Origin of the sequence: Bradyrhizobium sp. NBAIM18, from assembly GCF_020193825.1 — a bacterium.
Classification (GTDB): Bacteria; Pseudomonadota; Alphaproteobacteria; order Rhizobiales; family Xanthobacteraceae; genus Bradyrhizobium; species Bradyrhizobium yuanmingense.
In genome coordinates, this window is sequence record NZ_JADYVO010000002.1 from 693,642 (window position 1) to 716,601 (window position 22,960).

Below are 22,960 nucleotides of genomic sequence, written 5' to 3' on the forward strand. Positions count from 1 at the left end.
TGAGCGATGGCCCGCGTCTACGTCTCCACCGTCGTCAACGCCCGCAACGACCGCGTCTGGGCGCGGGTGCGCGATTTCAACAGCCTGCCGAACTGGCACCCGGCCATCGCCGAAAGCCGGATCGAGGGCGGCGAGCCCGCCGACAAGATCGGCTGTGTCCGGGATTTCCGCCTGCGCAACGGCGACCGCATCCGCGAGAAGCTGCTCGGCCTCTCCGATTACGACATGTTCTGCACCTACTCGATCCTGGAATCGCCGATGGGCGTCGAGAACTACGTCGCCACCCTGCGCCTGACGCCCGTCACCGACGGTGACCAGACATTTATGGAATGGACCGCGGAATTCGACTGCGCGCCGGAACGTGAAACCGAGCTCGTCAACAACATCGGCGGCGGCGTGTTTCAGGGCGGTTTCGACGCCCTGAAACGCGTGTTCGGAGGCTAGCCGTGCCGCATATCGTCAAGAGCACGATCCTGAACGCACCGACCGACGCGGTGTGGGACGTGCTGCGCGATTTCAACGGGCACGACCGCTGGCACCCGGCGGTTGCGACCTCCTCCATCGAACGCGCGCAATCCGCCGACAAGATCGGCTGCGTCAGGCGGTTCAAGCTGAAGGACGGCTCGGAGCTGAGGGAACAATTGCTGGCGCTGTCCGACCTCGAGCAGACCTTCAGCTATTGCCTGCTCGATACGCCGGTCCCGATGTTCAACTACGTCGCCCATGTCCGGCTGCTGCCGGTCACCGACGGCGACCGCACCTTCTGGCACTGGGAGTCGCGGTTCACGACGAAGCCGGAGGACAAGGACCGCGTCAGCCACATGGTGGCCGAAGACATCTATCAGGCCGGATTCGAAGCGATCCGCCGCCATCTGAAGGAGGCCGCTTAAGCCATGGCCGTGACGGTAAAGACCTTTACGAATGCGAGCGAGGCGGCTGGCGCGCTGTCGTCGGACCGGAGCGCGCGCTATCTCGGCGGCGGCACGCTGGTGATGCGCGCGCTGAACGAAGGAGACGTCTCGATCTCGACGATCGTGCGGGCGCAGGACCAGGCGCTGACCCGGATCGACGCCTCAAGTCCACGCATCACGCTGGGCGCCGGCGTCACCTTCGCGCGCGTGCTCGCCGAGCGCGACCTCACCTTCCTGCATGCGCCCGCCCGCTCGATCGGCGGTCCCGCCGTGCGCAACATGGGCACGGTCGGCGGCAATCTGTTCGCGCCGAACCCTTACGGCGATTTCACCGTGGCGCTGCTGGCGCTCGACGCCACCATTGCGGTTCAAGGCGGCTTCGGCTCGCGCGATATTCCGATCGAGGAGTTTCTGCAGGGGCGCGAGCGTCAGGCCGGAACTTTGGTGCTGTCGGTGTCCTGCACGCGGCCGGCAAGCAGCGAGGCGTTCCGATATCGCAAGATCGCGCGCATCAAGCCGAAGGGCGGCTCGGTGATCACGCTTGCCGCGCATCTGCCGGTCAGCGGCGGACGGATTGCGGGTGCGCGGATTGCGCTGGGCTCGATGGCGCCGACCCAGATCCGCGCTCGCGCCGCCGAGCGCGCGCTGGAGGGCCGCTCGCTGGATGCGGCGACCATCGCAGCTGCGGCCTCTGCCGCCACAGAAGGAACATCGCCCTCAGACAACGCGCTCGGCAGCGCCTGGTATCGCCGCGAGATCGTCGGTGTGCATCTGCGCCGCCTGCTGTCGGGACAGGAATAGACGCCATGGCCAAGTTCCCCCTGCAGTTTCGTCACAACGGCCGCGACGTCGCGATTTTCGTTGACGGCGGCACCAACCTGCTCGTCGCGCTGCGCGAGCTGATCGGCGACATGACGCCGAAATTCGGCTGCGGCCAGGGTGGCTGCGGCACATGCAGCGTGCTGATCGATGGCGAGCTTCACCTCTCCTGCCTGACGCTCGCCGAGACCGTCGCGGGCCGCTCGGTCGAGACGCTCGACGGCATGAAGCAAGGCCCGAACCTGCATCCGCTGCAGCGCGCCTTTGCCGACAATTTCGCCGCCCAGTGCGGCTATTGCACGCCGGGCATGCTGATGGCTGCAAAGGCTCTGCTCGACCGCAATCCGACCCCGAGCCGGACTGAGGTGATCGAGGCGATCTCCGGCAACATCTGCCGCTGCACCGGCTACGAGCCCATCATCAATGCCATCCTCGCCGCCGCGGGCGGCCGGGCCAGCGCCTGAGGTCAGACCATGCTGGAACTGCGCAAGGACATCTTCGCCGACGAGCGTGACGATAATTTGAAGGAAATCGGCAAGGGCACGCAGCGGCAGGACATGCTCGGCCACATCACGGGCACGTCCAGCTATTTCAACGACCACAAGCTGCAGGGCATGCTGCACCTGAAGGTCATTCGGTCGACCCAGGCCCATGCAAGGCTGCGCCGCATCGATACCACCGAGGCCGAGCGCTCGGCAGGCGTGCACCGAATCATCCGTGGCGCGGACGTGCCACGCAACCTCAACACGCTGCTCAGCCTGATCAACTTCGGCAAGGACGACGAGCCGTCGCTGGCGGTCGACAAGGTCCGCTACAAGGGCGAACCGATCCTCGCTATCGTCGCCGACAGCGAGCGCGAGGCGTTCGAGGCGATCGCAAAAGTCAGGATCGATTACGAGCCGCTGCCGGCCGTGTTCGACGTCGAGGATGCGCTGAAGCCGGGTGCGCCCGTCGTGAACGAGACCTATCCGAAGAACGCCTTCATCTATCACGACGTCTATGATCACCAGCGCCTGCGCTTTGGCGATGCCGATGCCGCGCTCGCAACCGCCGACCACGTGCTCGAGCAGCGCTACCAGATGTCGCCGATCGAGCACGCGCCGACCGAGACCAACGGCGCGATCGCCGCGCCCGATACCAACGGCCGCTACGTCGTCTATACCTCGACGCAAGCGCTGTTCTTTTCGGTCGACACCTGCGCCAAGATCCTCGACGTGCCCTCCAACACCTTCCACTTCATCGGCGGCACGGTCGGCGGCGGCTTTGGCGGCAAGGTCGACACCTTGACCGAACCGCTCGCGATCCTCGGCGCCATGTTGACGGGGCGCCCCGTCCGCTACGTGTTTGGCCGCGAGGAGGAGATGCAATACGGCCCGCCGCGCGGCGCCGAGCGCATCTACATCAAGGACGGCGTGATGCGCGACGGCCGCATCGTCGCGCGCAAGATCCGCGCCTATTTCGACAGCGGCGCCTATACGCGGCTGTCGAGCTATGCCGCCGTGAAATGCGCCGCGCACCTGCCGGGCCCTTACACCATCCCGAACGTCTATGGCGACGTCTATTGCGTCTTCACGAACCGCACGCCGGCGACCGCCATGCGCGGCTTCGGCGTCACTGCGATGGACTTCGCCATCGAATGTCAGATGGACAAGCTCGCAAACCTCGTCGGCATGGACCCCATGGAGTTCCGGATTCTGAACGCCTATCGCGACGGCGACATGAAGGCGCACCGGCGCGAGGCCAAGAACACCGCGCTGATCGAGTGCGTCCAGGTTGCCGCCGAGAAGGCCAAATGGCCGATCCGCGACGAGTTCAGGCGCGCCTCCTCGCGCAAGGACGGCGGCGGCAGCCGCGCCGTGATCCCGCCAACACCGACGGATTCGCGCAGCCGGCCCGCTGCGCCGGCGCAGCAGCGCACGACCTACGACCGCGCGCCGGTGACGGCGACAAGAGAGCCGCCGCGCGAACCACCTCCGCCGGCGCCGCCACCTCCCCCGCCCCGCCCGGCCGCGCCATCGCACGGCGCGACCCGATTCTCCTCCGTGTTCGGCACCAGGAGACGCTGAGATGACCCGGCATCGTGGACGCGGCATGGCGTCGATCAACTACCCCATCGGCATGAATCTCGGCGGCGATCCGAGCCAGGCGCTGGTGCATTCCAACCCGAGCGGCAAGTTCACCGTGGCGCTGTCGTCGATCGACCTCGGCCAGGGCATGAAATCTGTGACGCGGCAGATCTGCGCGGAGACGCTCGGCGTGCCGGTCGAGGACGTCTATGTCGACACCGCGGATTCCGATACCGGCCCGCACTGCATGGGCTCGTTCGCCTCGCGCGGCACCCATCGCGTCGGCAACGCCGTGATGGCCGCCGCCCGCGAAGCGCGGGGCGTGATGATGGACGCCGCCGCCGAGGAGCTCGAGGTCAACGCCGCCGATCTCGAGACCGACGGGCGCGGCAACATCCACGTCAAGGGCGCCCCGCACCGCTCGATTTCGACAAAGGACGTCGCCATCGCCGCGCAGTTCAAGCAGGGCAAGACCATCTCGGGCCGCGGCATCTTTCTCGTGCCGCTGTCGGATGTCGATCCTGAAACCGGCGAGATGTCGCCGGCGACCTGCTATGCCCATGCATGCCTCGTCGCGGAGGTCGAGGTGGATGATGAGACCGGCGAGGTCGCGATGGTCCGGATGGACTCCGCTTACGAGCTCGGCCGCGCGCTCAACCCGCGCCTGGTCGAGCAGCAGCTGGTCGGCGGCGCCTGGATGGGCATCAGCCACGCGCTCTACGAGACGCCGGAGCCGTACTATCCCGATCCCGTCCACGGCCCCCGCGACTTCGTCGAATATCTGATGCCCGGCCCAGGCGATATCTGCCCGCACGATATCGCGGTGCTTGAACGCCCTGCGCCTGATGGTCCGTTCGGGGGAAAAGGCCCCGGCGAGATGTGCGCCAATCCGGTGCTGCCCGCCGTGGCGAACGCAATCTTCAACGCCGTCGGCGTGCGGATCGACGACCTGCCGATCACGCCGGAAAAGGTGCTGCGGGCGATCAAGGCGCAGGGCGGCGCGCGGCCGCAGGCGCGGCGTTAGAGGATCAGCCGTGGCGGTTCGCAGCAACATCGTCGGCATCGACAGCCCGGAGGCGCTGGAGCGGGCGCTGCGGGCGGCCTATTATCTCGCCGACGAAGGGCTCGCGACCGCCGCCTATCTCGGCCTCGCGCTCGGCAAGCCGCTGCTGCTCGAAGGCGCGCCCGGCGTCGGCAAGACGGAGGCCGCCAAAGCCATCGCCGCCGTGCTCGGCCGCCGCCTGATCCGCCTGCAATGCTACGAGGGCATCGACGCCTCTGCCGCGCTCTATGAGTGGAACTATCCACGCCAGATGCTGGCGATCCGTCAGGCCGGCGACGAGAGCATCGACATCTATGGCGAGACGTTCCTGATCGAGCGGCCGATGCTGGCGGCGCTGCGCGCACCTGATTCCACCGTGCTCCTGATCGATGAAATCGACCGCGCCGACCAGGAGTTCGAGGCCTTCCTGCTCGAATTCCTCTCCGACTTCCAGATCTCAATTCCCGAGCGTGGCACGGTCCGCGCGGCCGAGCGGCCGGTCGTCGTGCTCACCTCGAACCGGACCCGCGATCTACACGAAGCCTTGCGCCGCCGCTGCGTCTATCACTGGATCGATTATCCGACGGCGGAGCGCGAGGCACGCATCATCATGATGCGCGCCTCCAGCGTCGCCGAAACCACGGCCCGCGCCGTCGTCGCGGCCGTCGAGAGATTGCGGCGTGAACCGCTGAGCAAGGCCCCCGGGATCGCCGAAGCCGTCGACTGGGCCGAGGCCGCGACCCTCCTCAACAAGGGCGGCGCGCGCTGGCCTGATGCCTTCAAACGCTCGATCGGCGTGGCGCTGAAGGACGAAGAGGACCTGCACTTCATCGCGCCCCGGCTCGATGCCATGCTCGCGGAGGCGACCGCATGAGCAACGAGCCGCAGCTCCCGCGCGCTGCCCGCACCTTTGTTTCCTTCGTCGCGCTGCTGCGTGCCAACGAATTCGCCGTCGCGCCGGAGCAGACCACTGCGTTCCTCGCCGCGATTGCGCTGCTCGGACCGCGCAAGCTCGACGACATCAGGCAATCTGCGCTCGCCACCCTCGCCCCTCCGCCCGAGCGCCGCGCCACCTTCGATCGGCTGTTCGACCTGCATTTCCGCGGCAGCGAGGCGATCGAGCATGCCGAAGACGGCGAGGACGATGAGACCGTCCGTCTGCAGGAGGAAGGTCGTGGCGACGAGGAGCCCCTGCTCTCCGATGACGCCAACGAGTCCGGCCTGACTGCATCGCGCACCGAGGCGCTGGTCGAGCGCCGCTTCGCGCAGCTCTCCACGACCGATGCCCTCCGACGCCTGGCGCGCGAAGCCCCGCGGCGCCTGCCGCGCCGTCGAGGGCACCGCCGCATGCGGGCGCGCCGCGGCCCCTTTGCCGACCTCCGCCGCACTTTACGCGACTCTGTCCGCAGCGACGGCGAGATCCTGCGGCTCGGCCACATGAAGCGGCGGCAACGGCCGCGCAAGGTGTTGCTGCTGATCGACGTCTCCGGCTCGATGAAGAGCCGTACCGAGGAGAATATGAAGCTTGCGCATGCGCTGGTGCAGGTCGCGCCCAATGTCGAGGTCTTCACCTTCGGCACGCGGCTGACCCGTGTCACGCGTGCACTGCGTCTGAAACGGCGCGAGCAGGCGCTGAGCGCCGCGGCACATCTGGTCAGCGACTGGGACGGCGGCACCCGGATCGGCGACGCGCTGCAGGCGTTTCTGGCGGTCCCGAGGTTCGGCGGCTACGCCCGCGGCGCCGCTGTGATCATCGTCTCCGACGGGCTCGAGCGCGGCGAGCCGGACGCCCTTCGCGACGCCGTCGCGAAACTGTCGCGGCGGGCGTGGCGGCTGAGCTGGCTGACGCCGCTCGCGACAGGCCCCGCGTTCCGTCCGCAGACAGAAGCGCTGGTCGCGATCGAACGCTTCGTCGACGATCTCGTGGACGGCGGGTCGAGCGCCTCGATCGTCGCCCACGTCCTGGCACTGGGAAGGAGAGCTGCGTGAACGGTATTGTCGACGGCCATCATCACATCTGGCGGCAGGCCGACCTGCCCTGGCTGACCGGCCCCATGCAGCCCCGCATCTTCGGACCGTACGAGCCAATCCGGCGCGATTATCCGATCCAGGAATATCTCGACGATCTCAAGGACAGCGGCGTCACCCGTTCCGTCTATGTGCAGACCAATTGGGCGCCCGAGCATTTTGAGGAGGAAGCAGCCTGGGTACAGCGTACCTCCGACGAACATGGCTGGCCGCACGCCATCGTTGCCTACGCCAATTTCGCGGCCGAGGACGTCCGTCCGCAGCTCGACCGCCTCAAGCGTTATCCGCTGCTGCGCGGGGTGCGCATGCAGCTGCATTGGCACGAGAACCCGCTCTATCGCTTCGCGGCGCGTCCGGATCTCTGCGCCGACCCGACGATCCGTCGCAATGTCGCACGTCTTTCCGATTACGGCTGGAGCTTCGATTTGCAGGTGTTCACGCCGCAGATGCCGGATGCTGCGCAGCTGGCCGAATCCTGTCCCGGCGTGACCTTCATCCTCCAACATGCCGGCATGCTCGAGGATCTCTCGCCGGCTGGACGGGCGGCCTGGCGCGCCGGGATGGCCCGGCTCGCGAGTTGTCCGAACGTGGTCTCGAAACTGTCCGGGCTCGGCACCTTCATCCATCGCAACGATCCCGCGCATATCGCCGCCGTGCTCACTGATACCGTCGCGATCTTCGGCGCCGAGCGCTGCCTGTTCGGCTCCAATTTTCCGATCGAGAAATTGTGGACCAGTTATCGCGAGCTCGTCGCAGCCTTTCGCGCCGCCGCCGCCCCGTTCAGTGCGGAGCAGCAGGATGCGATCTTCAGGACGACGGCGACGCGCGTCTATCGGCTTTGACAGACAAGAAACGAGACGGGAGGGAAACGAATGGCGCTGGAGATCAAGATCCTGGACTACGGCGATATCGAGCTGGAATCGAGCTTCCTGGTGCTCGGCCGCGACTGCGGCCGCACCCGCCGCGTCCTCACACTCGGCTTTTTGATCCTCGGCGGCAAATATCCTGTCGTGGTCGACACCGGCTATCGCTCCAACCAGATCATGGAGACGCTGGGCATGCGCGGGCTCCAGTATCATGAGAACATGATCGAGAACCAGCTCGCGCGCCACGGCGTTCGCATGGGCGACGTTCGCTTCGTCTGCCACACCCATTTGCACATCGACCATGCCGGCAAGGATGATCTGTTCCCGATGAACACGACTGTCGTGCTCAACCGCAAGGAACTCGAATATTCCGTCTCCGGGTTGATGCATCCGCAATATCCCGCGCCAGACATCAAGCACCTGATCGACCGCCTGCACACCAAGAGCGCGCTGCGCTTCCTGGACCTCGAGATCACCGGACCAATCGAGCTGATGCCGGGCGTCTATTGCGATGCCGCCAACGCGCACACCGAGGGCTCGATGAACATCATCGTCGAGACTGCCGATGGCATTGCGACCATCTGCGGCGACGTGATCTACGACTTCAACGACCAGATCGTCACGCCTTTCCATGAGATCCACGATTGGGAGCCGCGCACCACCGGCAACCATGGCACCACCAAGCGCGCAGAAAAGGCGGCGATCAAGAAGCTGCTCAGCAATTCGCGCTACCTGCTCCCAGTCCACGACCGGCCCGCCAAGATCGAAGGCGGCAACGTCGTGGGGCGTCTGCACGATCAAGTCCCTGGCCCGATCGTGCAGTCGCTGCCCGAGCGCAACTGGTTCCCGGCTTGATATGTTGAGCATCGACCAATGACGCATGTGACGTTGCGAAGCGAGTTCGAAACCCTGATCGACCCCTATGCGCCGGTCGCACAGATCGGCACTGGCTTCGACTTCACGGAAGGGCCGATCTGGCATCCGGTCGATCATTATCTGCTGTTCTCGGACATGCCGGCCGACGTGCGGCGGCGCTGGGATGCGCGACGCGGCGTCGTCGAGGTCAAACGCCCGTCGAACAAATGCAACGGCATGACCTATGACGCCGAGCTCAATTTGATCGTCTGCGAGCACGCGACCTCGTCGCTGATCCGCGAACGCCCGGACGGACGACGCGAGGTGCTGGCGTCGCATTTCGGCGGTCAGGAGCTCAACAGCCCGAACGACGTCTGTGTGCACTCATCCGGCGCGATCTATTTCTCCGATCCCTGGTATGGCCGCATGCCGGTCTATGGCGTCGAACGGTCGCGCCAGCTCGGCTTCCAGGGCGTCTACCGCGTCGTGCCGGGCGGCGAGCCGAAGCTCGTGGTCGAGCGCAGCCTATTCGACCAGCCGAACGGGCTATGCTTCTCGCCGGACGAGAGGCTGCTCTATGTCAACGACACCGTGCAAGCCCTGATCCGCGTGTTCGACGTCAACAGCGACGGCTCGCTGTCCAATGCGCGTGTGTTTGCGAGCGGCATCAAATCCGAGCTCGAGCCTGGTCTGCCCGACGGCATGAAGTGCGATCAGCACGGCAATGTCTGGGTCACCGCGCCCGGCGGCGTCTGGGTCTACTCACCGCGCGGCGAACTGCTCGGCAAGGTTCGCGTGTCTGAGCTGGTCGCCAACCTCACCTGGGGCGGCCCAGATTTCCGCACGCTCTATCTCACCTCGACGCATTCGGTGTATGCGATCCCGACCAAGGTCGGCCCGCGGCACGAGCCCTATATGAGTGGCAGGCGCGCTGGCGGCGGAGCAAGCCCGGGCTCATCGCCAGCCGCGCCTATTCTGAGCGAGGGCGAGATGCGGCTCGATCCGCAACGCTGCGCCATGATCATCCAGGATCTCCAGAACGACGTCATCATGGACGGCGGCGCCTTCGCCGAGTCCGGCGCGCCCGGTCACGCCAAGCAACAGCATGTCGTGGAGAATGTGCGGCGCCTGGCGGAAGCCGCACGCGCCCGCGGCGTCACCATCATCCATGTCTGGTTCGTCGTCGAGCCCGGCGCACCCGGCGTCACGCTGAACGCTCCACTGTTCGAAGGTCTCGTTGACAGCAAGGCGATGGTGCGCGGGAGCTGGGGCGCGGCCCCGGTTCCCGGCCTCGAGCCCCGGCCCGGCGATTTTGTCGTCGAGAAGATGCGGATGAGCGCCTGGGAAGGCACGCGGCTGGAGACGATCCTCAAAGCGACCGGCCGCGACATGATCATCAATACCGGCGCCTGGACCAACATGTCCATCGAGCACACGGCGCGGACCGGCGCTGACAAGGGCTATTTCATGATCGTGCCCGAGGATTGCTGCTCGACCATGAATGCCGACTGGCACAACGCCTCGATCAACTTCGCGATGCAGAATGTCGCGGTCGTGACCAGGGCTGATGCCGTGATCAGAGCGCTGGGATGAGCTGTGGCAAAGCTCCTGCACTTGTCCTGCTCGCCGCGCGCCGAGGCCGAATCGACAGCCGGCGCGCGGGTCTTTCTCGATGGCTTCCGCCAGGCCCGGCCGGATTGGGACATTGATGTCGTGGACATCTGGCGTGAGCGGATGCCGGAATTCACCGGTCCGATCGTCGAAGCCAAATACGCCCGCATGAAGGCTCAGGCCTTCACCGATGCGCAGCGCGACAGCTTTGCCGAGGCCGAGCGAATGGCGCTACGCTTCTCGCTCGCCGACCGGGTGCTGATCTCGACCCCGATGTGGAACTTCGGCCTTCCCTACAAGCTCAAGCAGTGGTTCGACATCATCGTCCAGCCCGGTCTCACCTTCCGGTTCGATCCGTCGCAGGGATATCTGCCGCTGCTCAAGGACCGGCCGACGCTGGTGATCATCGCCAGCGGCAGCGATTTTGCCACCGGCATGAACCGCGGCCGCATCGACATGGCAACGCCCTACTTACGGGAGATCCTGCGCTTCATCGGGATCAGCAATGTCCGCTTCGTGCTGATCGGTCCAACCACGGGACCGCAAGCGCCGATCGATGCTGCCCGCGAACGGGCCCATCAAAGGCTCGCTGCAATGGCCGCGACGTTCTGAAGCGCTTTAGCGGCGTGTCGAGCCGGATCAGACCAGGCTCGACTTGCCCCGGCTCAGCACCTGGCCTGCGCCTTTGGTGCCGACGATCCGGCCCTGGCTGCAGACCTCCTCTCCCCTCGCGATCGTCGTCACCGGCCATCCCGTGACCTCGAAACCTTCCCAGGGCGTGTAATCGGCGCCGTGATGCAGATCGGCCTGCCGGATCGGCTTCTTCAACTTGGGATCCCAAAGAACGATGTCGGCATCGAAACCGACGCCGATCGAGCCCTTGCGCGGATAGAGACCGTAGATGCGGGCGTGGTTGGTCGCGGTCAGCTCGACGAACTTCTGCAGGGTGATGCGGCCCTTCGAGACGCCTTCGGAGAACAGAATCGGCAGACGCGTCTCGACGCCCGGGATGCCGTTCGGCACCCAGCGGAACGAGGTACGGGCGTTCGGCGTCAGCTTGCCCTTGGGGTCGTCGTAACGGAACGGGCAGTGATCGGACGAGAAGGTCTGGAACACACCCGACGTAATGCCCTCCCAGATCGCCTCCTGGCTCTCGACATCGCGCGGCGGCGGCGAGCAGACATATTTCGCGCCCGTGATGTCCATGTTGAGGCCCTTCATGTCGTCGGCCGTCAGCGTGATGTATTGCGGGCAAGTCTCGGCATGCACGGGCAGGCCACGCTGCTGCGCCCAGCGCACCTGCTCCATCGCCTCGCGTCCGGAGACGTGCACGATCATGATGGGAACGCCGACCACCTCGGCATGGCTGATGGCCCGATGCGTCGCCTCGCGCTCGACCGCCTGCGGCCGCGAGGTGCCGTGATAGTACGGCGCGATATGACCTTCGCGCTCCAGCTTGCTGGTCAGAAAACGGATGGCGTCGTAGCCCTCACAATGGACCATGACCAGCGCCTCCTCGCGGCGCGCGACATCGAACACTTCGAGCAGTTGCTTGTCGCTGAGCACGAGGTCGTCATAGGTCATGAACACCTTGAACGAGGTGTAGCCGTCCTTGACCAGCGCCGGCAGCTCCTGCCCGAGCACCACGGCAGTCGGATCGGAGATGATGAGATGGAAGGCCGTATCGATGTAGCACTCACCTTCGGCGAGCTTGCGATAGTTCTCGACACAGCTGCGCAGCGACGTGCCTTTCTCCTGCAGCGCGAAGGGCAGCACCATGGTGTTGCCGCCGGCCGCCGCCGCGCGCGTCGCCGAGGCAAAATCGTCGGCCATCACCACGTCGGGGCCCGAGGGCTGCGAGATATGGACGTGGCTGTCGATGCCGCCCGGCAGCGCCAATAGGCCCGTCGCATCGATCTCGCGAGCCGCGCCCTCGATGCTATCGGCGATGCTGACGATGCGGCCGTCGCGAATTCCGATATCGGCGCGAAACTCGTCGCTGGCCGTCACGATGGTGCCGCCGCGGATGGCGAGGTCGAGCTGCGTCACTGATGTCTCCGTCACCCGATATTTGGCATTGTCTGGAAGATCCGTCCCCATTGCGCAAGGGCCGTCACATCGCCGCCGGCGAGGCAGAGGGTCCGCCACAGCGTCACCGCGACCGAATCGAGCACGGCGATATCCAGCTCCCGCTCCAGCGTGGCCGCAAGCGCCGCACCATCGAGATTGGTGCAGAGGATGACGATCGCGTCAGCCCCCTCCGCCGCTACGGCGCGGATCATATCCGTGATCGTCGACGGCGCGACTTCGCCAAAGGAAAAGTTGTCGCGCAAGCCGAGATGCCGCTCGGCATGCGGGGCGATCCCCTCCTCGGCCCAGACGTCGGCAATGCGCCGCTGCACGTCGTCGGTATAGGGCGAGACCAGGCCGACGCGCCTGGCGCCGAGCGCGCGGGCGGCATCGATGCAGGCCAGGGTCGATGTCGTTGCCGGCACATTTGTGCGGGCCGTGATCGCCTTGCACAGGCTGCGGTCGCGGCCGACGCCGAGCCAGCTTGCGGACGTTCCGTTCCAGGCGATCGCGTCGACCTTGGCATCCGCCAGCAGATCTGCCGCCGGCAACATCGCCGAGGCATCGAACTGGCTCAGCGCAGCGGCGTCGAGCGCGATCTCGGTGACGCGGAAGCGAGAGAAATGCGCGGTGACGCCGGAGACACCGGCCAGCATGGCGCTGGTGACGGGCTCGAGCACCGAGTTGGAGGACGGCGTGATCATCCCAAGGCGTTTGCGCATGGCGATACCTTACGACGCCTGCGCAAGCCGCGTCGACTCCTCCCGGATCAAAGCCAGGATGTGGCGCTTGGCGTCATTGAACTCGGGGCTGGTGATGTCGCGCGGGCGCGGCAGGTCGAAATTGACTGCTTCGCGGATCCGGCCCGGCCGCCTGGTCATCACCACGATCTTGTTGCCGAGCACCAGCGCCTCGTCGACGCTGTGGGTGACGAACACGATGGTGCAGCGGCGCTGCTGCCAGATCGCCACCAGCTCCTCCTGCATTTCGAGCTTGGTCTGGGCGTCCAGCGCCGCGAACGGCTCGTCCATCAGGATCACGCTGGGGTTCATCAGCAGTGCGCGGGCGATGCCGACGCGCTGGTTCATGCCGCCCGACATTTCGGAGGGATGATGGTGCTCGAAGCCGCGCAGACCGACGAGATCGATGAACTCCATCGCCCTGTCGTAGCGCTCGGCCTTGGCGATGCCCCTGAGCTTGAGGTGGAAGGCGATGTTGTCGATCGCGGTCAGCCACGGCATCAAGGTCGGCTGCTGGAACACCACGCCGCGGTCCGAGCCCGGCCGCTCCACCTGCTTGCCGTCGACCAGCGTGCGGCCGGACGTCGCCTGCTCGAAGCCGGCGATGATGTTGAGCAAGGTCGACTTGCCGCAGCCGGACGGGCCGAGCAGGCAAACGAAGTCGTTGGCCTCGATGTCGAGACTGATGTTGTCCAGCGTCAGGAGGTCGCGGCCGCGCCGCTTGTCGGAGAACACTTTTACGATGTTGCGAAGCTCGATTGCCGCCATCAGCCCGCCCTGCCCTGCACCGTGGTGGTCTGCTGCCAGCGCAGCGTGCGCGCCATGATTGCCTTGAGACCGAGGTCGGAGAGATAGCCGAGCAGCCCGATCGAGATCATCGCAGCCAGCACGATGTCGTAGCGCAGGAAGTAATAGGAATCCCAAAGCACGTAGCCGAGGCCGCTCTTCACCGCGACCATCTCGGCCGTGACCGTCAGCATCCAGGCCGAGCCGACCGCGATGCGAAGCCCTGCGAAGATCGAGGGCAGCGCCGCCGGCAGCACGATGTCGGTCAGCATCTGCCGGCCATTGGCACCCATCATCGCGCCGGCACGCACCAGATTGTGGTCCACGGTCTTCACGCCATGGATGCTGTTCATCAGCACGGGGAAGAAGGCGCCGAGGAAGACGAGGAAGATCGCCGGCTTGTCAGCGATGCCGAACCAGATGATGGCGAGCGGAATCCAGGACACCGGCGGGATCGGACGCAGCATCTGCAACGTCGGCTCCAGCGTCTTCTCGAACAGGCGCGACCAGCCGATCGCGACGCCGGCGAGGATGCCGAGCAGGCTCGCGAGCGCAAAGCCGCCGAACACGCGAAGCGCACTGGCGAGCGCATCGCGCAGCCAGTGCCCGGAATAGGTCTGCGTGGTCTCGTCGAAGCCGAACACCCAGTCGCCGAGCGCATGCAGCACGGCGCTCGGCGCCGGCAGCAGCGCCGGCGGCAGCATGCCGCTGCGGGCAAAGGCCTCCCAGCCGGCGATCAGCAGCGCCGGCACGACCAGGCGCTCGAGTCCTTGGAATGCCCGCGTCAGCCGAAACGCCGGCCTGGCGGGCGAGAGGTCAGTAACCGAGGTCATTCTTGGTTTTTCCGGTGGCCTGCTCCAGGAACGAATAGTCCATGTTCTTCGCCGCCTCGGTGGAGACGTCCTTCGAGATGTATTTGAGGTCGCGCATCATCGCGGCGATCGCCAGCGTCTGCGAGCGATGGATCGCGGGGTCGGGCGAGGCATTCTTCAGCGCCTCGGTCGCCACGTTCTTGTCGAGACCGGTGAGCTTGTTGATGACCTCGATCCACGACGCCTTGTCGGCGATCAGCTTGTTGTCGAGCTCGACCACGGCGCTGACGACGCCCTGGACGCCGGCGCGCTGGCTCGCGATCACGTCGGAACGGGTGACGATCAAATTGGTGAGGTTGCCCGCGGCCTGCTCGTACGGCAGCACGAAATGCTTGCCGGCGCCGGCGAGCCGGATCTGCGAGGCGAACGGCTCGACCGAACAGATCATGTCGACCTCGCCGCGCTGGAGCGCCGCGAGATGGTCGGAGGGATTGGGAATGTTGATGAACTGGATGTCCTTGTTGGGATCGACGCCCTGCTTGAGGAACGCGCCGCGCATGTGGATGTCCTGCGCATTGCCGCGTGAGGCCGCGACCTTGAGCGGCTGACCGTCGCTCTTCGCCTTCGCAACGGTCGCCTTGAACGTGGCCCAATCCTCTGGAGGAAGGTTCAGCTTCGCGGAGGAGAGGCATTCCGAGCCGCCGTTGATCTGGCCCGATACGGCAACGACGTCAAAACCTTTGTCGAGCGCGGTGATGTAGTGGAGATAGGTGACCTGCGCGACGTCGATGCTCTTCGACACCAGTGCGGTAAGCACGTCGTTGCCCGAGTTGAAGCCGGTGGCCTCGACTTCGACGCCCTTCGCCAGGCCAGGGATGAGCGACATCGGCAGGCAGTGCGCGCATTTGGCGTAGCCGAGCTTGATCTTCGCGGCTTGCGCGGAGGCGAGATCGCTTCCGCCAAGCACCAAAGCCATCACCACGAGGCCCAGTCGCAAACTCGTCCGCATCGTTTACTCCGTTTCGAAACCGCGACATCCCGCGCGTCGGAATCGATCATCCGCCCGCCTTCGCCGCAGCGCAATCCGGTTTCTGCATGCTGCATACAATTTGCGCAATATGCCATTGTTTTCAGCGGGCTGCGTCGGTATTTTGGGCAAGCAGACGGGCCGGAAATGGCTAGTATCAACCCGAGAAGTGAGGCACGCGTGCAGGCAAGATCGGAAGCGCCAAAGGGACGAAAGTCGCCCAAACTCAAGCGGATGGGCCTGCATGAGCGCGCCGCCGCGCGGATGCGCACGATGATCATTCGCGGCGAGCTTCCGCCGGGCTCGCAGACCCAGGAGACCAAGCTGTCGAAGGAGCTCGGCGTGTCGCGCACCCCCTTGCGCGAGGCGATGAAGGTGCTCGCGGCGGAAGGATTGATCGAGCTCCGTCCCAACCGCAGCCCGCGCATCGCCGATATCGCGGTCGACGGCATCTCGGAATTGTTCGAGGCGCTCGCCGGGATCGAGCGGCTCGCCGCCGAGCTCGCCGCGGAACGCGCCACTGAGCGCGATCTCGCCCGCCTGCGCACGCTGCAGACCCGGATGGAGGGTCATCACCGCAGCGGCAAGCTCGACGATTATTTCGCCATCAACGGCGAAATCCACAACGCCATCGTCCGTATGGCCCGCAACACGCCGCTCCGCGAGGCGCACGAGACGCTGATCTTCCGGGCCGAGCGCGCGCGCTATCTCGCGCTCGGTGCCGACAGGCGCTGGAGCAATTCGGTCGACGAGCACGCCGACATCCTGGCCGCCCTCGAAGCGCGCGACGGCGAAGCGGCCGGCCGCCTGCTCGGCGCGCACGTTGCGCGCACTGGCACGGCGCTGCTGGAAGTCCTCGCCGTCTCTCAGGCCAAGCGGCCGGCGGCGTGATCATGAAGCTGCTCCTGCTCAACCCAAATACCAGCACCGAGGTCACGCAGCTGATGCTGGGGGTCGGGCAGCGCGCCGCCTCGGCAGGTACCGAGCTGATCCCCTGCACCGCGGCCCGCGGCGTGCCCTATATCGCCACGCGCACCGAAGCGCAGATCGGCGGCGCCATCGCGCTGGAGATGCTTGCCGAGCAGCACAAAAAGGTCGACGCCGCGATCATCGCGGCCTTCGGCGATCCCGGCCTGTTCGCGGCGCGCGAGACCTTCGACATTCCCGTGATCGGCATGGCGGAAGCCGCGATGCTGACCGCGTGCATGGCCGGACGCCGCTTTGCCATCGTCACCTTCGCGCAGGCGCTGGGGCCCTGGTACGAGGAATGCGTCCGCGCCCACGGGCTGTGGGAGCGCTGCGCCGGCATCCGCATGCTGGATACGCCGTTTCAGGCGATCTCCGAGGTCGGCACCGAGAAGGAGGACATGCTGGTCGAGCTCGCCCGGCGCGCCATCGTCGAGGACGAGGCCGATGTGCTGATCTTTGCCGGCGCCCCGCTCTCGGGCCTTGCGGAGCGCGTCGCCGACCGGATCCCTGTCCCCGTGGTCGATCAGGTCATAGCTTCAGTGAAGCAAGCCGAGGCGCTGCATGCGCTGCGTTTGCGCAAGGCGGTTGCGGGCACCTTCCGCCGCCCCGCCGCCAAGCCGACCATCGGCCTTGCCGATGCGCTCGCCGCCCGGCTCGAGCATCGCGACAGCTGATCAGAGAGGCGGCCGGCGATGCGAAAAGCCCAATTCGTTCTCGAGCACGCGGCCGAAGGCAAACAAGCGGGATTCGCATCCCGGCGGTGCGACGATCTGCATGCCGAAGGGCAGCACATTCTCCCCGCGCGGCACCGGCACGGTCAGCACCGGGAAGCCGACCAGCGACACGATGAAGGTCACGGCGAGATAGTCGATCGGCGTCTCCAGCGCGGCCCCATCGATGGCCGTGACGTCGGCGATTTCATTCGGCCAGGGCAAGACCGACGCAGCCGGCGCGACCAGGAAATCGGCGCGAGTGAACAGCTCGCGAAAGCTGCGGTAGATCGCGGTGCGGCGCCGCTCGGCGTCGAGGTAGTTCTGCGCGGACAGTTTTGCGCCGGCTTCGATATTCCAGATCACCGTCGGCGTGAGCTCCGCACGCCGCGTTCTCAGCAACTCGCCGTAAGCGTTGGCGATGTGCGCGGCGCGCAAGGTGCGGAAGGTTTCGATCGCCCCGCCGCAATCCGGCGAGGACGGCACGACATCGGCGACACGCGCGAGCGCCTCGCACGCCGCCGCAAAGCGGGCACGAGCCTCGCGCGCAACCGGCGCCACACCGAAATCGGGCGTGACCGCAATCCGGGCACGGTCGGGGACCGGTCGATCATCATCGGTACTGCCGAGCGAGAGCGGATCATTCGCATCGCCTCCGGCGCAGACCGACAACGCGAGTTCGAGATCATCGACACCGCGGGCGAGAAAGCCATGGGTCGACAGCATGTCCCAGCCGAGCGGCCGGCGCGGCGATGCAATACGGCCGGGTGTCGGCCGGATCGAAGCGACATCACAGAAGCTGGCGGGCGTACGCACCGAGCCGCCGAAATCGGTGCCATGCGCCAGCGGCACCATGCCGGATGCGACCGCGACGGCAGAGCCGCCGGACGATCCGCCGGAGGTCAGCGTCGGATCGAACGGATTGCGTGTCGGCCCGCGCAATCTGTTGGTGCAGACCGCGCCGAAGCCGAACTCCGGCGTGTTGGTTTTGCCCAGAATGATCGCGCCGGCACGCCGCAGCCGCGCCACGACGAGATCATCTTCGGCCGGGACGTGACCGCCGAACAGCAGGGATCCGTAAGTCGTCGCAAGTCCCGCAGTGTCAGTGAGGTCCTTGACCGCAATGGGCACGCCGTGCAGCGGGCCCATCGGCGCAGAGGCGGCATCGCACATCTGCGCTGCACGGCGGGCGCCATCCGCATCCACCGTCACGAATGCCGCCAATCGGCTGTCGAGGCTCGCCATCTGCGCCAGATGCGCCTCGACGGCCTGGCGGGAGGACACTTCGCGCCTTGCAATGGCGCGCGCGAGCTCTGTCGCCGTGAGGTGGCATATCGATCGATCCGATGTCATGGGGTCACCATGCCAAAACGCTCGCCGAAAAGCGACAGGCGCGGGCACGAGACTTGCTTTCTCCTCTGGGGCAACGGGAGGCAACACCATGGTTGATGCGCCAAGCAGCCGATCGCTCGTCGTCGATGCGGTCACCCACCGGTATCCGAGTGGCGCGCTTGCGGTCGAGAACATCAATCTCGACATCAAGGGCGGCGAGATCATCGCGCTGCTGGGTCCGTCCGGCTGCGGCAAGACAACGCTGCTGCGCATCATCGCGGGCTTCATCGCACAGACGCAAGGGAGGATCATCATCGGCGACGACATCGTCGATGCGCTGCCGCCGAACAAACGCGCCGTCGGCATCGTGTTCCAGAACTACGCGTTGTTCCCGCACCTGTCGATCAGCGAGAACGTCGCCTACGGCCTCGCCGCCCGCGGCATCGACAAGGCCTCACGTCAGCGCGAGGCGCAGCGCCTGCTGGAGCTGGTGCAGCTGCCTGCTATGGCCGAGCGGCTGCCGCGGCAGCTCTCCGGGGGCCAGCAGCAGCGCGTTGCGCTCGCCCGCGCGCTCGCGATCAAGCCGTCGATCCTGCTGCTGGACGAGCCCTTCGCCGCGCTCGACAAGAATTTGCGGCTCGACATGCAGATCGAGGTCAAGCGGCTGCAGCGCGTCTCCGGCATCACCACGCTGATCGTGACGCACGACCAGGAAGAAGCGCTGTCGATGGCCGATCGCGTCGCCGTGCTGAGCCATGGCAAGCTCGAGCAGTTCGGCTCGCCATCGGACGTCTATGACCGTCCGCAGACGCTGTTCGTCAACACCTTCGTTGGCTCCACCAATCGCATGCCCGGTGTCGTGGTCTCGGCGGACCGCACGGCGGCGAAAGTGCGCCTCGACGCCGGCGCGGAGATCATCGCGCGTCCCGCAGGCGGTGCGCTCAGCGAGGGCGGCCGCGTCACGGTCTGCATCCGCCCCGAGCACCTGCAATTCGTCGGCGACGAGACCGGCTTTGCCGGCGTCGTCGGCATGTCGCTGCCGCTGGGCGCCACCGTCGTGCACGAGGTCACCACCGCCGACGGCTCCGGCGTCAAAGTTTCTCAGGCGCGCATCGGCGAGACGCGCGCCCTGGAGAACGGCGCTGCGGTGCGCCTCGCGCCGCTCGCCCCATCGCTCGCCAACGCCTTTCCCGCAACGCTTTAGATCCAGTCTTTGTCCAGAGGGGAGTTTGATATGATCATGAATCGCAGAAGCCTGCTGACCACGGCGCTCACGCTCGGGGCCATGAAGGCGTTTCCAGGCCTGAGCTACGCCCAGGCGCGTCCGCTGGTGTTTGCGACCTTCACCGGCAGTTGGGAGGAAGCGCACAAGGCCGTGCTGGTGCCGGCGTTCCGCAAAGCCAATGCGGACGCCGCGATGGTGCTCGATCCCATGCTCTCTGTTGATCAGATCGCCAAGGTCAACGCGGCAAAAGCCAATCCGCCGATCGACGTCATGCTGCACGATCCGGGTCCTGCCCTCGTCGCCGTCGGCCAGGATCTGGTCGAGCCCTATCCGGTCGAGAAGAGCGCCTATTACAAGGACCTGATCGCCGAGGCACAGGAGCCGATGGGCCCCGCCCCGTTCTTCCAGGTCGTCGGCCTCACCTACAATCCGGAAGCGGTCAAGACGCCGCCGACATCGTGGGCCGATCTCTGGAAGCCGGAGTTCAAGGGCCGCGTCGGCATCACCAACCTCAACTCGACACTCGGCACCGGTTGGCTGGTCGAGATCGCCAAGATGCGCGGCGGCTCGGAGGCCAACGTCGACCCGGGCTTCAAGGCGCTGGAGGAGCTCAAGCCCAATCTCGCCGCGGTCGCCGCCAATCCCGGCGCGCTCGCGACCCTGTTCCAGCAGGGCCAGATCGACATCTCGCCCGGCAATTTCAACGCCATCCAGATCCTGAAAGCGCGTGGCGTGCCGGTCGAGTTCGTGGCGCCGAAGGAAGGCGCCATCGCCTTCAAGACCACGATTCACATCGTCAAGAACTCACCGAACCGCGAGTTCGCCTTCAAGCTGATCGAGGCGGCCCTGACGCCGGAGGTGCAGACCACGCTGATGAACCCGCCCTACCTGATCGTGCCGACCAACTCCAAGGTGACGATGGGCGGCGAGATCGCACGTGTGCTGGCCAAGGACACCGCCGAGCTGAAGAAGAAGTTCGTGTTCCAGGACTGGAAGAAGATCAACGAGCAGCGCTCGGCCTGGATCGAACGCTTCAACCGCGAGATCAAGATCTAAAACCTCGAGGTTCAAGCCATGGGCGCAGCGCCGGCAGCACGGGACGTGACGTCCTACGGAATGGGATTGGCAGCGCCGCTGGCGCTGTTCTTCCTGGTCTTCTTCGTCGCGCCGCTGCTGCAATTGCTCTGGCTCTCGCTGCACAACGACACGGCCGGGCTCCATTGGGGGCTCGGCCAGTACCTGCACTTCCTCACCGATCCCTTCAGCCTTGGCGTGCTCGGCTCGACGCTGCTGCTGGGGGCCGAGGTGACCGCCGTCTGCCTCGTGCTCGGCTTTCCCATCGCCTGGCTTTATCAGCGGGTCGGGCCAAAGCTTCAGACCGTCATCATCCTGATCGTGCTGCTGCCGCTTCTGACCAGCGTCGTGGTGCGCACCTTCGCCTGGATCGTCATCCTCGGGCGCCAGGGCATCATCAACGCGACACTGCAATCGCTCGGCCTGATCGATACCCCGCTCAAGCTGCTCTACACCCAGTTCGGCGTGGTGATCGCGCTGGCACAGGTGCAGATGCCCTTGATGACGCTGCCGCTGATCACCGCGCTCGGCCGCATCGATCCCAATCTCGACGACGCCTCCTGCTCGCTCGGTGCCGGAAGCTGGCGCACCTTCTTCCGGATCGTACTGCCGCTGTCGCTGCCCGGCGTCGTCGCCGGCTGCACGCTGACCTATGCCGCCGCGATCACCGCTTTCATCACCCAGTCGCTGATCGGCGGCGGGCAGATGCTGTTCATGCCGATGTATCTCTACCAGCAGGCCTCGACGCTGCAGAACTGGCCGTTCGCGGCCGCGATCTCGATCATCTTCCTGCTCGCCGTGCTCGCGGTTGTCTCGGTCTTCACCACGCTCGGCCGCATGTCGCGCGGCTATGGAGGCGCATGATGAGCGGCCGCAAGCGCACGCTCGAGGCGATCAGCTTCGAGCTCGTCATGACCGCGATCGCGGTGATCGCGCTTCTCATCATCATCGCGCCATCGCTCGTGGTGCTGATCGTCTCCTTCACCAGCGGCTTCTCGCTGCGCTTCCCGCCGCCGGGCTATTCGCTGCGCTGGTACGTCGAGCTGTGGAATGCCTGGCAGCTGCATTTCGCCGCCAAGAACAGCCTGATCGTGGCGCTGTGGGCGACCGGCCTGTCCGTCGTGTTCGGCGTCGCCGCGGCGCTGGCGATCTCCAGGTCGCGGACGCTGTCGGCGCGGCTGCTCGATTCGCTGTTCATGTCGCCGCTGGTGCTGCCCGCGCTCGCCTTCGGCCTCGCCGCCCTGATGCTGTTCTCGCTGGTCGGCCTGCCGGTGTCGCCGCTGACGCTGGTGATCGGCCACACCGTGGTCTGCGTGCCCTATGTCGTGCGCAATACTGTCGCAGCGCTGGCCCAGCTCGAGCCGACCCTGCTCGAAAGCTCGGCCGTGCTCGGCGCCAGCCGCCTCTACACGTTCCGCAGGATCGTGCTGCCGCTGATCCGGCCTGGCATCATCGCCGGCGCCTTCATCGCCTTCATGTCGTCCTTCGACAACGTGCCGGTCTCGCTGTTCCTGCGCGATGCCGCCACCGACATGCTGCCGATCCGGATGTGGCAGGATCTCGAAGGCAAGCTGGATGTCACCATCGCAGCCCTCTCGGGCGTACTGATCATCGCCACCGTCGCGCTGGTCGCGGTGATGGAGCGCGTCACCGGCCTGTCGCGGCGGCTGACCAACTGATCAGGCGCCGCGGAACAGCGAATAGCCCCAGCGCGTGAATTTCAGCGGCAGATGAAAATGCTCGTCAACGTTCTTGATGCGAAAGCGGAACGGCGTCACGGTGAGGAAACCGTCGCGCTCGCCAAAGAACTCGCCGAGATGAAACAGCACCTCGTACGCGCCTTCCGTCACACCGGCACCTTGCGCGACGGCATGATCGAGCACGCCGTTGGCGCCGAGCCGCCCGTCGGCGATGCGCTGGGAATCCGGATCGATCCGCCAGATCTCCACGCGCAGCCCCTGCGCCGGGCGCCCGCTCGCCACATCGACCGCGTGAATGGAAATACCGCCTGCCACAA

25 protein-coding genes are annotated in these 22,960 nt (G+C 66.1%); 18 read left to right on the top strand and 7 right to left on the bottom strand.

Annotated elements, in window-relative coordinates:
* The first annotated feature begins 6 nt into the window (after positions 1-6).
* The 12 genes from I6F17_RS07245 to I6F17_RS07300 are packed head-to-tail and all read left to right on the top strand — an operon-like array spanning position 7 to position 10,810.
* Positions 7-444 carry an SRPBCC family protein gene (locus tag I6F17_RS07245; RefSeq protein ID WP_225131403.1) on the top strand — a complete coding sequence of 146 codons (438 nt, stop codon included), beginning with the start codon at positions 7-9 and terminating at the stop codon, positions 442-444.
* A 2-nt stretch (positions 445-446) separates the two neighbouring features.
* Positions 447-890: an SRPBCC family protein gene (locus tag I6F17_RS07250; RefSeq protein ID WP_036013342.1), complete on the top strand. Its 444-nt coding sequence runs from the start codon at positions 447-449 to the stop codon at positions 888-890.
* A gap of 3 nt (positions 891-893) precedes the next feature.
* Positions 894-1,712 carry an FAD binding domain-containing protein gene (locus tag I6F17_RS07255; protein ID WP_036013341.1) on the top strand — a complete coding sequence of 273 codons (819 nt, stop codon included), beginning with the start codon at positions 894-896 and terminating at the stop codon, positions 1,710-1,712.
* A 5-nt stretch (positions 1,713-1,717) separates the two neighbouring features.
* Entirely contained in the window at positions 1,718-2,194 is a 477-nt protein-coding gene (locus I6F17_RS07260) for a (2Fe-2S)-binding protein (protein WP_036013339.1), read from the top strand.
* 9 nt (positions 2,195-2,203) lie between these two features.
* Positions 2,204-3,796, top strand: a complete 1,593-nt coding sequence (locus I6F17_RS07265; RefSeq protein ID WP_225190414.1) for a molybdopterin cofactor-binding domain-containing protein — start codon at positions 2,204-2,206, stop codon at positions 3,794-3,796.
* 1 nt (position 3,797) lies between these two features.
* The gene (locus I6F17_RS07270) at positions 3,798-4,820 is read left to right on the top strand and encodes a molybdopterin cofactor-binding domain-containing protein (RefSeq protein ID WP_225131357.1); all 1,023 of its coding nucleotides are present in this window, start codon (positions 3,798-3,800) and stop codon (positions 4,818-4,820) included.
* Positions 4,821-4,830: 10 nt separating this feature from the next.
* The gene (locus I6F17_RS07275; RefSeq protein WP_109144209.1) at positions 4,831-5,712 is read left to right on the top strand and encodes a MoxR family ATPase; all 882 of its coding nucleotides are present in this window, start codon (positions 4,831-4,833) and stop codon (positions 5,710-5,712) included.
* Entirely contained in the window at positions 5,709-6,827 is a 1,119-nt protein-coding gene (locus tag I6F17_RS07280; protein ID WP_225131355.1) for a VWA domain-containing protein, read from the top strand. The genes I6F17_RS07275 and I6F17_RS07280 overlap by 4 nt, the downstream gene beginning before the upstream one ends.
* Positions 6,824-7,708, top strand: coding sequence for an amidohydrolase family protein (locus tag I6F17_RS07285; protein WP_225131353.1), 885 nt, complete (start codon positions 6,824-6,826; stop codon positions 7,706-7,708). Before I6F17_RS07280 ends, I6F17_RS07285 begins: the two co-directional genes overlap by 4 nt.
* 30 nt (positions 7,709-7,738) lie before the next feature.
* Positions 7,739-8,587: an MBL fold metallo-hydrolase gene (locus I6F17_RS07290; RefSeq protein ID WP_225131352.1), complete on the top strand. Its 849-nt coding sequence runs from the start codon at positions 7,739-7,741 to the stop codon at positions 8,585-8,587.
* A gap of 18 nt (positions 8,588-8,605) precedes the next feature.
* Positions 8,606-10,180 (top strand): isochorismatase family protein, encoded by a 1,575-nt coding sequence (locus I6F17_RS07295; protein ID WP_225131351.1) that lies wholly within the window; start codon positions 8,606-8,608, stop codon positions 10,178-10,180.
* 3 nt (positions 10,181-10,183) lie between these two features.
* Positions 10,184-10,810 carry an NAD(P)H-dependent oxidoreductase gene (locus I6F17_RS07300; protein WP_036013316.1) on the top strand — a complete coding sequence of 209 codons (627 nt, stop codon included), beginning with the start codon at positions 10,184-10,186 and terminating at the stop codon, positions 10,808-10,810.
* Positions 10,811-10,837: 27 nt separating this feature from the next.
* On the opposite strand, the gene hydA is transcribed toward I6F17_RS07300, so the two are convergent.
* Genes hydA through I6F17_RS07325 form a run of 5 tightly spaced genes read right to left on the bottom strand, consistent with a single transcriptional unit; the run spans position 10,838 to position 15,615 of the window.
* The gene (gene hydA / locus I6F17_RS07305) at positions 10,838-12,298 is read right to left on the bottom strand and encodes a dihydropyrimidinase (RefSeq protein ID WP_225131350.1); all 1,461 of its coding nucleotides are present in this window, start codon (positions 12,296-12,298) and stop codon (positions 10,838-10,840) included.
* Positions 12,259-12,990 carry an aspartate/glutamate racemase family protein gene (locus I6F17_RS07310; protein WP_225131349.1) on the bottom strand — a complete coding sequence of 244 codons (732 nt, stop codon included), beginning with the start codon at positions 12,988-12,990 and terminating at the stop codon, positions 12,259-12,261. Before I6F17_RS07310 ends, hydA begins: the two co-directional genes overlap by 40 nt.
* 9 nt (positions 12,991-12,999) lie before the next feature.
* Positions 13,000-13,776 (bottom strand): ABC transporter ATP-binding protein, encoded by a 777-nt coding sequence (locus tag I6F17_RS07315; protein ID WP_225131348.1) that lies wholly within the window; start codon positions 13,774-13,776, stop codon positions 13,000-13,002.
* Positions 13,776-14,627: an ABC transporter permease gene (locus I6F17_RS07320; protein WP_225131347.1), complete on the bottom strand. Its 852-nt coding sequence runs from the start codon at positions 14,625-14,627 to the stop codon at positions 13,776-13,778. The genes I6F17_RS07315 and I6F17_RS07320 overlap by 1 nt, the downstream gene beginning before the upstream one ends.
* Entirely contained in the window at positions 14,611-15,615 is a 1,005-nt protein-coding gene (locus I6F17_RS07325) for an ABC transporter substrate-binding protein (protein ID WP_225131346.1), read from the bottom strand. Before I6F17_RS07325 ends, I6F17_RS07320 begins: the two co-directional genes overlap by 17 nt.
* A gap of 198 nt (positions 15,616-15,813) precedes the next feature.
* Here I6F17_RS07325 and I6F17_RS07330 point away from each other — a divergent pair, with 198 nt between their 5' ends.
* Together I6F17_RS07330 and I6F17_RS07335 are read left to right on the top strand one after the other, a co-directional pair.
* Positions 15,814-16,524, top strand: a complete 711-nt coding sequence (locus I6F17_RS07330) for a GntR family transcriptional regulator (RefSeq protein WP_225131345.1) — start codon at positions 15,814-15,816, stop codon at positions 16,522-16,524.
* 2 nt (positions 16,525-16,526) lie between these two features.
* Positions 16,527-17,276, top strand: a complete 750-nt coding sequence (locus I6F17_RS07335; RefSeq protein ID WP_192893247.1) for an aspartate/glutamate racemase family protein — start codon at positions 16,527-16,529, stop codon at positions 17,274-17,276.
* On the opposite strand, the gene I6F17_RS07340 is transcribed toward I6F17_RS07335, so the two are convergent.
* Positions 17,277-18,665: an amidase family protein gene (locus I6F17_RS07340; protein WP_225131342.1), complete on the bottom strand. Its 1,389-nt coding sequence runs from the start codon at positions 18,663-18,665 to the stop codon at positions 17,277-17,279.
* Positions 18,666-18,753: 88 nt separating this feature from the next.
* On the opposite strand from I6F17_RS07340, the gene I6F17_RS07345 reads away from it, so the two are divergent.
* Genes I6F17_RS07345 through I6F17_RS07360 form a run of 4 tightly spaced genes read left to right on the top strand, consistent with a single transcriptional unit; the run spans position 18,754 to position 22,622 of the window.
* A complete protein-coding gene (locus tag I6F17_RS07345; RefSeq protein ID WP_225131340.1) occupies positions 18,754-19,848 on the top strand; it encodes an ABC transporter ATP-binding protein in 1,095 nt (364 codons plus the stop codon).
* A 30-nt stretch (positions 19,849-19,878) separates the two neighbouring features.
* Positions 19,879-20,925 (top strand): ABC transporter substrate-binding protein, encoded by a 1,047-nt coding sequence (locus I6F17_RS07350; protein ID WP_225131339.1) that lies wholly within the window; start codon positions 19,879-19,881, stop codon positions 20,923-20,925.
* Between the two features lie 18 nt (positions 20,926-20,943).
* Positions 20,944-21,807 (top strand): ABC transporter permease, encoded by an 864-nt coding sequence (locus tag I6F17_RS07355; RefSeq protein WP_225131337.1) that lies wholly within the window; start codon positions 20,944-20,946, stop codon positions 21,805-21,807.
* A complete protein-coding gene (locus tag I6F17_RS07360; RefSeq protein ID WP_225131359.1) occupies positions 21,807-22,622 on the top strand; it encodes an ABC transporter permease in 816 nt (271 codons plus the stop codon). Before I6F17_RS07355 ends, I6F17_RS07360 begins: the two co-directional genes overlap by 1 nt.
* Here the strand turns inward: I6F17_RS07360 and I6F17_RS07365 are convergent, their stop codons facing one another.
* Positions 22,623-22,958: a hydroxyisourate hydrolase gene (locus I6F17_RS07365; protein WP_225131335.1), complete on the bottom strand. Its 336-nt coding sequence runs from the start codon at positions 22,956-22,958 to the stop codon at positions 22,623-22,625. It lies immediately after the preceding gene.
* Positions 22,959-22,960 lie beyond the last annotated feature (2 nt).

Excerpts from the sequence above, each read along its gene's own strand:
- I6F17_RS07245 (WP_225131403.1), top strand. The coding sequence starts at position 7 with ATGGCCCGCGTCTACGTCTCCACCGTCGTCAACGCCCGCAACGACCGC.
- I6F17_RS07255 (WP_036013341.1), top strand. The coding sequence starts at position 894 with ATGGCCGTGACGGTAAAGACCTTTACGAATGCGAGCGAGGCGGCTGGC.
- I6F17_RS07260 (WP_036013339.1), top strand. The coding sequence starts at position 1,718 with ATGGCCAAGTTCCCCCTGCAGTTTCGTCACAACGGCCGCGACGTCGCG.
- I6F17_RS07265 (WP_225190414.1), top strand. The coding sequence starts at position 2,204 with ATGCTGGAACTGCGCAAGGACATCTTCGCCGACGAGCGTGACGATAAT.
- I6F17_RS07270 (WP_225131357.1), top strand. The coding sequence starts at position 3,798 with ATGACCCGGCATCGTGGACGCGGCATGGCGTCGATCAACTACCCCATC.
- I6F17_RS07280 (WP_225131355.1), top strand. The coding sequence starts at position 5,709 with ATGAGCAACGAGCCGCAGCTCCCGCGCGCTGCCCGCACCTTTGTTTCC.
- I6F17_RS07290 (WP_225131352.1), top strand. The coding sequence starts at position 7,739 with ATGGCGCTGGAGATCAAGATCCTGGACTACGGCGATATCGAGCTGGAA.
- I6F17_RS07295 (WP_225131351.1), top strand. The coding sequence starts at position 8,606 with ATGACGCATGTGACGTTGCGAAGCGAGTTCGAAACCCTGATCGACCCC.
- hydA (WP_225131350.1), bottom strand. The coding sequence starts at position 12,298 with ATGGGGACGGATCTTCCAGACAATGCCAAATATCGGGTGACGGAGACA.
- I6F17_RS07310 (WP_225131349.1), bottom strand. The coding sequence starts at position 12,990 with ATGCGCAAACGCCTTGGGATGATCACGCCGTCCTCCAACTCGGTGCTC.
- I6F17_RS07315 (WP_225131348.1), bottom strand. The coding sequence starts at position 13,776 with ATGGCGGCAATCGAGCTTCGCAACATCGTAAAAGTGTTCTCCGACAAG.
- I6F17_RS07320 (WP_225131347.1), bottom strand. The coding sequence starts at position 14,627 with ATGACCTCGGTTACTGACCTCTCGCCCGCCAGGCCGGCGTTTCGGCTG.
- I6F17_RS07325 (WP_225131346.1), bottom strand. The coding sequence starts at position 15,615 with ATGCGGACGAGTTTGCGACTGGGCCTCGTGGTGATGGCTTTGGTGCTT.
- I6F17_RS07335 (WP_192893247.1), top strand. The coding sequence starts at position 16,527 with ATGAAGCTGCTCCTGCTCAACCCAAATACCAGCACCGAGGTCACGCAG.
- I6F17_RS07340 (WP_225131342.1), bottom strand. The coding sequence starts at position 18,665 with ATGACATCGGATCGATCGATATGCCACCTCACGGCGACAGAGCTCGCG.
- I6F17_RS07345 (WP_225131340.1), top strand. The coding sequence starts at position 18,754 with ATGGTTGATGCGCCAAGCAGCCGATCGCTCGTCGTCGATGCGGTCACC.
- I6F17_RS07350 (WP_225131339.1), top strand. The coding sequence starts at position 19,879 with ATGATCATGAATCGCAGAAGCCTGCTGACCACGGCGCTCACGCTCGGG.
- I6F17_RS07355 (WP_225131337.1), top strand. The coding sequence starts at position 20,944 with ATGGGCGCAGCGCCGGCAGCACGGGACGTGACGTCCTACGGAATGGGA.
- I6F17_RS07360 (WP_225131359.1), top strand. The coding sequence starts at position 21,807 with ATGAGCGGCCGCAAGCGCACGCTCGAGGCGATCAGCTTCGAGCTCGTC.